This is a genomic window from Amycolatopsis echigonensis, from assembly GCF_014174495.1.
Classification (GTDB): Bacteria; Actinomycetota; Actinomycetes; order Mycobacteriales; family Pseudonocardiaceae; genus Amycolatopsis; species Amycolatopsis echigonensis.
Genome location: NZ_JACJHR010000159.1, coordinates 1 through 9,107 on the forward strand (window position 1 = coordinate 1; position 9,107 = coordinate 9,107).

Sequence of the window (9,107 nt, forward strand, 5' to 3'; positions counted from 1 at the left end):
GTCCTTTGCGTTCTTCCGGTCAGGAGCCGAGTGCGGAGTGGCCGCGTTCGACGAGTGCGGGCACCAGCGCGCCGAGTCGTTCGAACCCGTCGCCGACAGTGAGGCCCTGAATGCTGCGGTAGTGGATGCCTTCGAAGATCGCGGCGATCTTGTAGAAAGCGAATCCGAGGTACCACGGCAGAGCAGACAGGTCGTGGTCGCTGCGGCGTGCGTAGGCGTCGATCAGGAACTGCCCGTCGGGGAAGCCGGGCGTTTCCCCAGGCACGGCGGCGACGGGGCTGTCCAGGCCGTTCATGCCGTCCCACCACACCACCGCGGAGGCGAGGTCGGTCAGCGGGTCGCCGAGGGTGGCCATTTCCCAGTCGAGGACGGCCGTCACGCTCCCGGTCCCGGGGTCGACGACGAGGTTGTCCAACCGGTAGTCACCGTGCACGATCGCTGCCGGGCCGCTGTGCGGAATCCGGCGGCCGAGCCGCTCGCCCAATGCGGTCAGCCGGGGCAGGTCCCGGCTGTGCGACGCGGCTAGCTGGCGTGCCCAACGGCGCAGCTGGCGTTCGAGATAACCGTCCGGCCGTCCGAGGTCGGCCAGCCCGACGGCGGCGGGATCGGTCCGGTGCAGGCGGACCAGAACCTCGACGAGGGAGTCCGCCAGCTGCGCGGCCGCACCGGGTTCGAAAGCTTCCAGCTGCGCACGTTCGCGCAGGATGTCGCCGTCGGCGAAGGCCATGACGTAGAACGGGGACCCCAGCACCTCCGGCCCGCCTCGGACGACCGGTTCGGGCACCGGCACCTCGCTCGGGTGCAGTGCATTGAGGACCCGGAACTCGCGGTCCATGTCGTGCGCGGTGGCGAGGACATGCCCCAGCGGCGGGCGGCGCAGCACCCACCGGCCCGAGCCGTCGGTCAGCAGATAGGTCAGATTCGACCGGCCTCCCGACACGAGCTGGGCCCGGAGCGGCCCGGTGAGAAGCCCGGGCACCGCCCTCGCGAGGAATTCCTCGAGCGCGGACACGGACACCCCTGGCGGGCTGACTTCAGTCGGCATGCGGCCAATCCTTCAATCCCGAGCGGTCGAACGGTAAAACTGAACACGTTGTCGAGTACGATCCCCGAGCAGTGCTTCACTGTCAAGCGGCGAGAGGGCGAATGCGGTGGCAACACGGGGGATCTCGGCCGAGGACCACGACGCGCGGCGGGAGCTGGGTGCCCGGCTGCGCGCCGCTCGGACCGCGGCAGGGCTCACGTTGCGCGAGGCGGCCAAAGCGCTCGGCGTCAGCGCCGGGACGTGGAGCGCGGTGGAGAACGGGCGCACGAAGGTCGACGACGTCCGGCTCGGCAAAGCGGCGGAGCTTCTGGGCGTCGACGAGGCGCGGCTGCGGGGCGTCCCGGTCCTCGCTGAGGGAGGATGGCGCGAGTTCCCGCCGTTGCGGCTGGATCCGCCGCTGGCCGGTGCGCTCGAAGCGTTCGTCGAGCTCGGTTATCACGGGGCGACCATCCGCGACATCGCCGCGCGCGCCAGCCTGTCCGTGCCCGGCGTCTACCATCACTGGCCGACGAAGCAGGATCTCCTTGTCGCCCTCTTGGACCTGACGATGGACGACCTGCTCAGCAGGGCCCGGGCGGCGCGAGCGGAAGCGGACGGACCCGTCGACCGGTTCACCCGCCTTGTCGAATGCCTGGCGCTTTACCACACCCACCGGCGTGAACTCGGCTTCATCGGCGCCAGCGAGATGCGCAGCCTGGAGGAGCCGAACCGGATCCGCATCGCGGCCGTCCGCCAGGAGATGCAGCACATGGTCGACGACGAGGTGGTCGAGGGTTGCCGGCGAGGGCTGATGGCCACGCCGTTGCCGAAGGAGGCGGCCCGCGCGGTGGTCACGCTGTGCACCGCCCTGCCGCAATGGTGGTCGCCGAAGGGTCCGTCGTCGCCGGAAACGGTCGCCCGCCAGTATGTCGGCTTCGCGTTGGACGTCGTCCGCTGCGTCCGTTGACACTCGGCCGACTTGACCGTACGGTCGGACCGACCAATTGCTCGGTAATGTTCAGAGGAGTGCTGTGCTGGACTACGATCTTCCCGCCCCGTCCGCTCGCGCTCGCGAACTGCACGAGCGGATGACGGTGTTCATGCGGGAGCGAGTGCTCCCCGCCGAAGCCGAGTACGTCGCCTGCCGCCGTGCCGCCGGACCGGACGACCACACCGTGCCGCCGGTCGTCGAGGAACTGAAACGGCAGGCGAAAGCCCAGGATCTCTGGAATCTGTTCCTGCCCGCCGCATCGGGCCTCACCCAGCTGGAGTACGCGCCGATCGCGGAGCTGTCCGGCTGGAGCCTGGACCTCGCGCCCGAGGCGATCAACGGGCAAGCCCCGGACACCGGCAACATGGAACTGCTGCATCTGCTGGGCAGCGCCGAGCAGAAGCAGCAGTGGCTCGCCCCGCTGCTGGCCGGCGAGATCCGCTCCGCTTTCGCGATGACCGAACCGGAGGTCGCCAGCAGCGACGCCACGAACATCGCCACCCGGATCGAGCGCGACGGCGACACCTACGTGATCAACGGCCGCAAGTGGTGGACCAGCGGGGCGATGGACCCGCGATGCGCCGTCTTCATCGTGATGGGCAAGACCGATCCCGCGGCGGCCGCCCACCGGCAGCAGACAATGGTGCTCGTCCCGCGCGATACGCCCGGGATCACCGTCGTGCGCGACTATCCCGTGCTCGGCCACCATGATCAGCACGGTCACGCCGAGGTGCGCTTCACTGACGTACGGGTGCCGGTGGAGAACGTGATCGGCGAAGAGGGCGGCGGATTCGCCGCGGCACAGGCCCGGCTCGGGCCCGGGCGCATCCACCACTGCATGCGCGCGCTCGGGGCGGCCGAACGAGCCCTCGCGCTGATGGTCGAGCGAGCGAAGGGGCGGGTCGCGTTCGGCGGGCCGCTGGCGGACCAAGGCGTCGTGCGGCAGCAGATCGCCGAATCGCGGCTGGAGATCGACCAGGCTCGGCTGTTGTGCCAGCGCGCCAGCCACGTCATCGACGTAGCTGGCAACAAAGCCGCGCGCGACCTGGTCGCGATGGCGAAGGTCGCGGTGCCGCGCGCGTCGACCCGCGTGATCGACCGCGCGATTCAGCTGCACGGCGGAGCCGGGGTCACGGACGTGACGCCGTTGGCCGCAATGTATGCCTGGCATCGGGCGATGCGTCTGTTCGACGGACCGGACGAGGTGCACCTGCGCTCGATCGCCAAGGCGGAACTCAGGCGCGACCCGGTGTTGCCGCCGGCCTGACCGGGATCATGAGATCGAGCCCCGAATCGCAGGCATCGCCGGGCGATTCGCCCAGGTGCGCAAGGGCCGCAGGAACGCCGCGACGCCAGCAGCGCGGAGCACGCGGTCACCACGGCGCGCCCGCTCGTGGATGATCAACCCGGAACTGCTCGGTCCGCACTGCCTCGTCGACCTCTTCACCGACGACGCGTTGCTCGGCAGTCGCTGGGCTCGAGGCTGCGTTTTTCCTCGACTCCGGCGAACCTCAGCTCGACGCGACGAGTGCGGTAGTCGCCCGCACAGCTCCGGCAGGCCGGGACCGGCGTCTCACCCGGTCCGGCGGTGGATCGATTTGTAGCTGACGTACTGTGCCAGACCCTCGACTCCGTACTCCACGCCGATGCCCGAGTCGTGCCTGCCGCCGAAGGGCGCGTTGTGGTTGGAACCGAAGAAGTTCACGTCGACCGACCCGGTGTCCATCCGGTTCGCGACCGCTTGTGCCGCCGCCGGGTCGGCCGAGAAGACCACTCCGCCGAGTCCGTAGGCGGTGTCGTTGGCGAGTGCGACCGCCTCGTCGACGTTGTCGTACCGCAGGACGCACACCACCGGGCCGAAGATCTCCTCCCGGGCGATGCGCATGTCCGGCGTGACATCGGCGAAAACAGTGGGTTCTATGAACCAGCCCCGGTCGGTGGCGAGCGGGTGGCCGCCGGTCGTGGCGCGGGCTCCTTCGTCGTGGGCGGAGACGAGGTACTCGCGGACTGTTTCGTACTGGGCGCGCGAGGCCATCGGCCCGAAGACCGTCTGTTCGTCGAACGGGTCGCCTTGCGGGGCCGAAGAAACGGTGCGCGTCACCACGTCGAGCACCTCGGCGTAGCGCGACGACGGCGCGAGGATGCGGGTGGCGAGGTAACAGGTCTGGCCGGTGTTGCGCAGGCAGGTGCGGATCAGGACCGAGGCCAGCTGGTCGAGGTCGGCGTCTTCGAGCACCACCGCCGAGGACTTGCCGCCTAGTTCCAGGGTGACCGGGCGCAGCCGTTCGCCGCAGGCGGCGGCGATGCGGCGGCCGACCGGGGCGACTTCCAGTGGACACGCAGGGTTTGGGCATTGGTAACCCGCGGTGTTGTGACGGCCGCTGCAGCGGCTTGAGGTTGCGTGGCGAGGTATCACCGATATTCTCTGCTAAGCGGTCGCTTAGCAGTGGCTGTCCAGCGGCGGACAAGGAGACGGTGTGGTGGAGTCGTTCAAGGACCGGGTTGCCCTGGTCACAGGGGCCAGCCGGGGGATCGGGCTGGCCATCGCGAAGGGGCTCGTCGAGCGCGGGGCGAAGGTGTGCATCACGGCGCGCAAGCCGGAACCGCTCGCGGAGGCCGTCGAGCAGCTCGGCGGTCCGGACGTCGCGATCGCGGTGCCCGGCAAGGCCGACGACGCCGCGCACCAGCAGGAGGCGGTCGCCGCCGCGGTCGAGAAGTTCGGCAGTCTCGACATGCTGGTCAACAACACCGGCATCAACCCGGTTTTCGGTCCGATGGTGGATATCGACCCGGCCGCCGCGAGCAAGATCTTCGCGGTGAACGTGGTCGCGCCGCTGTCGTGGATCCGCGCCGCGCGCGACGCGTGGATGGGCGAGCACGGCGGGGCGGTCGTCAACGTCGCCTCGATCGCGGGCATCCGCACCTCGCCGGGCATCGGCATGTACGGCGTCAGCAAGGCCGCGCTGATCCGGCTCACCCAGGAACTCGGGGCCGAGCTCGGTCCGAAGATCCGGGTGAACGCGGTGGCTCCGGCGGTGGTCAAAACGCAGTTCGCGACCGCGCTTTACGAGGGGCGCGAGGAAGAAGTCGCGGCGGCGTATCCGATGAAGCGGCTCGGTGTGCCGGAGGACATCGCGGGCGCGGTGGCGTTCCTGTTGTCCGGCGAAGCGGGCTGGATGACCGGGCAGACAGTCGTTCTCGACGGCGGCGTGACGCTCGGCGGCGGTCTGTGAGCGCCGGGGTCGTCATCACGGGCGGTGGCGGCGGAATTGGGGCGGCGCTGGCGCGGCGATTCGCTGCGGACGGGGCTCGCGTCGTCGTCGCGGACCTCGACGGCGACCGTGCTGCCGAAGTCGCGGCGGAGGTGGGCGGTACGTCGTTCGCCGGTGACGTGGCAAGCGAGTCCGGGGTGGCTGACCTGATCAACGCCGCCCGCGAAACGCTCGGCGAGATCGACGTTTTCTGTGCCAACGCCGGGGTCGCGCCGTTCGGTGACGCCCGTGCGGACGAGGATGCGTGGTCGCTGGCGTGGGACGTGAACGTGATGGCGCACGTCCGCGCGGCGCGGTTGCTGCTGCCGGCGTGGCTGGAGCGCGGCGAGGGCCGGTTTGTCGCGACGGTGTCCGCAGCCGGTGTGCTCACCAGCCTCGGCTCTGCTCCGTATTCGGTGACCAAACACGGCGCGCTGGCGTTCGCGGAATGGCTGTCCGCCACCTACCGGCACCGCGGGATCACCGTCCAGGCGATCTGCCCGCAGGGCGTGCGCACCGCGATGCTGGAGGAAACCGGCGAACGCGGAAAACTGCTGATGGGCGCGTCCGCGATCGACCCGCCGCAGGTGGCCGACGCGCTGTTCGTCGCGATGGCGGAGAACCGGTTCCTGGTGCTGCCGCACCCCGAGGTCGCCGACTTCTATGCGCTGCGCGCCACCGAAACCGATCGCTGGCTCGGCGGGATGAACAAGCTGCAGCGGAAAATGGAGGAGCTGCCCGGCGACGCGTGACCCGATATTCTCCCCGGGGCGGCACGGGGCCGCAGGGGAGAACAGGGAGCCGGAATGACCGCACCCGCGCGGGCCGACATGTCGCGCATCGCCACCGCCAGTCTCATTGGCACGGCCATCGAGTTCTACGATTTCTACATTTACGGGACCGCGGCGGCGCTGGTGTTCGGGAAGGTGTTTTTCCCGACGTTCTCCTCGGCCGCCGGGGTGCTGGCCTCGCTCGGCACGTTCGCGGTGGGGTTCGTCGCGCGTCCGGTCGGGGCGATCCTTTTCGGACACTGGGGCGACCGGATCGGCCGCAAGTCCATGCTGGTCACGTCCTTGCTGGTGATGGGACTGTCCACAGTGGCCGTCGGGCTGGTGCCGGACTACGGCACGCTCGGCATCTGGTCGCCGATCCTGCTGGTGGTGCTGCGTTTCGTGCAGGGCATCGGCCTCGGCGGCGAATGGGGCGGCGCGGTGCTGATGTCGACGGAGTACGCGCCGCCGGGCAAACGCGGGCTGTACTCGGCTTTCCCGCAGCTCGGCCCGGCGATCGGCTTCGTGCTGGGCAATCTGCTGTTCCTGCTGCTGGACGCCGTGCTCCCGCCCGCCGAGTTTCTGTCCTGGGGCTGGCGGCTGCCGTTCCTGTTCTCCGCGGTGCTGCTGGCGGTCGGGTTCTACATCCGGATCAAGATCGCCGAGACGCCGGTTTTCCAGGCCGCGTTGGACAAAGCCGAACAGGTGAAAGTCCCGCTGTTTGAACTGCTGCGGAAACAACCGCGGGTTTTGGTGCTGTCGACGTTGTCGTTCGTGCTCGCGCACGCGCTTTTCTATACCGTCACGACATTCTGTCTTTCGATGGCGACGACCACGCTCGGCATCCCGCGCACGACTGTCCTGATCAGCCTGCTCATCGCGGCCACCGTGATGGGTGTCGCGACGCTCGTGTTCGCGATGAAATCCGACCGATGGGGCCGTCGGCGGCTGAGCGCGGCGGCCGCGGTTTCCGTTGTGGTGTGGGCGTTTCCGCTGTTCACTTTGCTGCGGACGGGGAACCCGGTGCTGCTGACGCTCGGCTTCGTCGGCGGCCTGGCGTGCTTCGCGATGCTGTACGGGCCGATGGGCGCGTTTCTGCCCGAGCTGTTCCGGGTGCGGTACCGGTATTCCGGCGCGTCGATCGCGTACAGCGTCGCCGGGGTGATCGGCGGCGGGATCGTGCCGTTGATCTCGACCGATCTGTGGGCGTCGACCGGTTCGACGGTTCCGGTTTCGCTCGTGCTGGTCGCGCTCGGGGTGCTCAGCTTCCTGTGCGTGCTGGCCTTGCCGGAGACCCGCGACCACGACTTCTCCGACGGACTCGGCGAGGGGGCCGCCGCCGGCCGCTCCTGACTTTCGGCCTCGCCCGGCCGGGGGAAAACGGGCCGGGCGCGCCCTTTCCGGTCCGGTGCGCCGTTCGGGCAGTGGCTCTTGACACGCTGATTTGGTCTAGTCCACTGTGTGACGGCACCCTTCCGGGTGCACTCCTCCCGGGTTGATCCCGCCGCCTCAAACCGGAGGTGTTCCGTGGTGCTCGTGGGAGGAACACGATGAAATCAGTGCGTCGGCTGGCCGCGCTCGCGGCGGCGGCAGGGGCGGCTCTCGCGACCGCGGCCGGGGTGGCCACGGCCGCGCCCGGTCCGCGGCTCGCGGCCGCTCCGGACCCGGTGCTCGCTTCGCCGTATCTGTACCAGTGGGCGGGGCAGACCAGTGCGTCGGCGGCGATGTCCGCGACCGGGATCAAGACGTTCACGCTCGCGTTCATGCTGTCGGACGGTTCGTGCACCCCGAAGTGGGACGGCGACCGTTCGCTGACCGGCTCGGACCAAACCCTGATCAAGAGCATCCGCGACGCGGGCGGCGACGTCATCCCGTCCTTCGGCGGCTGGTCCGGCACGAAACTCGGCGCGAAATGCTCGTCGGCTTCCGCGCTGGCGGGGGCGTACCAGAAGGTGATCGACGCGTACGGCCTCAAGGCGATCGACCTCGACATCGAGAACACCGACGAGTTCGAGAACGCGACTGTGCAGGACCGGATCCTGAACGCGGTCAAGATCACCAAGCAGAAGAACCCCGGGGTGCGCGTCGTGATTACGATGGGGACCGAAACGTCCGGCCCGAACGACTGGGGCAAGCGGCTGATCAAGCAGGCGAAAGCGATCGGCGCACCGGTGGACGTGTGGTCGGTGATGCCGTTCGACTTCTCCAGCGGCGGCGACATGGCAGGCAAGACGAAGTCCGCGGTGGACGGTCTCGTGGGACAGCTGAAGTCGACGTTCGGCTGGGACAGCGCCACGGCGTACCGGCACGCGGGCCTGTCGTCGATGAACGGCAAGACCGACAATCCCGGCGAGGTCGTGTCGGTGGCCGACTTCACCGCGATCCGCGACTACGCCGCCAGCCACCACCTCGCCCGCTTCACCTTCTGGGCGACCAACCGGGACTGCTCGGGCGGCGGCGAGTGCAGCGGAATCTCGCAGCCGAAGTACGCGTTCACGAAGATCGTGGCGGGGTATCACGGCTGATCGGGCCGGGGCTCGAGTCCGGGCCTGAGCTTGGCGACGAGGCCGCCGTTCCGAGGGGTGCGGCCTCGTCGCCACCTCGCGGGTTGGGCGGCAGAGGAGCCAGCGGCGGATTCTGGCACGGCCGGTTGGTGACCTGGGGGAGTTTGCTTTGCGGTCTGACAGGGACGACCGTGTTGCGTTCTGGGCGAGGGGGCTGCGCCGTGGTGGATCTTTTGGGCGCGGAAAGTGCCCGGCCAGCAGCCGGGATGCGCCTTGGCCTATTGAGGGCTGTGGCCGGGTTCAGGGCGGGATCTGGGTGGCGATCGGTCCGTGTGGGGCCGGGAGCGGGCGGGGTGGTCTGGCCGAGCTTTGGTCGGTCGAGGGCGGTGGCCGGGTTCAGGGCGGGGTCTGGGGCGCGGTCAGTCTGAGTGGGCCTGAGTGAACGGTGGGGTGTGGCCGAGAGCCTTGGTCGGTTGAGGGGTGTGGTGGTTGCGGGCGGCTTGGGTGAGCCGGGCACGGTCGCACGGTGGGGGAGCGACCGCGCCAGGTTGTGGAGGCGAAATCGGC

Annotated in this window: 8 protein-coding genes; 6 read left to right on the forward strand and 2 right to left on the reverse strand. The window is 69.4% G+C overall.

Annotation, left to right across the window (positions count from 1 at the left end):
- Nucleotides 1-19: 19 nt before the first annotated feature.
- Complete coding sequence (locus H5411_RS45030; RefSeq protein ID WP_101438743.1) at nt 20-1,045, reverse strand: phosphotransferase family protein; 1,026 nt, start codon at nt 1,043-1,045, stop codon at nt 20-22.
- 106 nt (nt 1,046-1,151) lie between these two features.
- Here H5411_RS45030 and H5411_RS45035 point away from each other — a divergent pair, with 106 nt between their 5' ends.
- Together H5411_RS45035 and H5411_RS45040 are read left to right on the forward strand one after the other, a co-directional pair.
- Entirely contained in the window at nt 1,152-1,991 is an 840-nt protein-coding gene (locus tag H5411_RS45035) for a TetR family transcriptional regulator (RefSeq protein ID WP_244194801.1), read from the forward strand.
- 67 nt (nt 1,992-2,058) lie between these two features.
- Nucleotides 2,059-3,282: an acyl-CoA dehydrogenase family protein gene (locus H5411_RS45040; RefSeq protein ID WP_208637706.1), complete on the forward strand. Its 1,224-nt coding sequence runs from the start codon at nt 2,059-2,061 to the stop codon at nt 3,280-3,282.
- Nucleotides 3,283-3,588: 306 nt separating this feature from the next.
- Here H5411_RS45040 and H5411_RS45045 read toward each other — a convergent pair whose 3' ends face one another.
- Nucleotides 3,589-4,431 carry an aldehyde dehydrogenase family protein gene (locus tag H5411_RS45045; protein WP_208637468.1) on the reverse strand — a complete coding sequence of 281 codons (843 nt, stop codon included), beginning with the start codon at nt 4,429-4,431 and terminating at the stop codon, nt 3,589-3,591.
- Between the two features lie 64 nt (nt 4,432-4,495).
- On the opposite strand from H5411_RS45045, the gene H5411_RS45050 reads away from it, so the two are divergent.
- The 4 genes from H5411_RS45050 to H5411_RS45065 all read left to right on the forward strand — a co-directional run bounded on the left by H5411_RS45050 (nt 4,496) and on the right by H5411_RS45065 (nt 8,561).
- Complete coding sequence (locus H5411_RS45050; RefSeq protein ID WP_101441196.1) at nt 4,496-5,248, forward strand: SDR family oxidoreductase; 753 nt, start codon at nt 4,496-4,498, stop codon at nt 5,246-5,248.
- Nucleotides 5,245-6,018: an SDR family oxidoreductase gene (locus H5411_RS45055; RefSeq protein WP_101438746.1), complete on the forward strand. Its 774-nt coding sequence runs from the start codon at nt 5,245-5,247 to the stop codon at nt 6,016-6,018. Before H5411_RS45050 ends, H5411_RS45055 begins: the two co-directional genes overlap by 4 nt.
- A gap of 54 nt (nt 6,019-6,072) precedes the next feature.
- The gene (locus H5411_RS45060) at nt 6,073-7,389 is read left to right on the forward strand and encodes an MFS transporter (protein ID WP_101438747.1); all 1,317 of its coding nucleotides are present in this window, start codon (nt 6,073-6,075) and stop codon (nt 7,387-7,389) included.
- 197 nt (nt 7,390-7,586) lie between these two features.
- Nucleotides 7,587-8,561: a chitinase gene (locus tag H5411_RS45065; protein WP_183127871.1), complete on the forward strand. Its 975-nt coding sequence runs from the start codon at nt 7,587-7,589 to the stop codon at nt 8,559-8,561.
- Nucleotides 8,562-9,107: the final 546 nt, after the last annotated feature.

Excerpts from the sequence above, each read along its gene's own strand:
- H5411_RS45060 (WP_101438747.1), top strand. The coding sequence starts at position 6,073 with ATGACCGCACCCGCGCGGGCCGACATGTCGCGCATCGCCACCGCCAGT.
- H5411_RS45030 (WP_101438743.1), bottom strand. The coding sequence starts at position 1,045 with ATGCCGACTGAAGTCAGCCCGCCAGGGGTGTCCGTGTCCGCGCTCGAG.
- H5411_RS45065 (WP_183127871.1), top strand. The coding sequence starts at position 7,587 with ATGAAATCAGTGCGTCGGCTGGCCGCGCTCGCGGCGGCGGCAGGGGCG.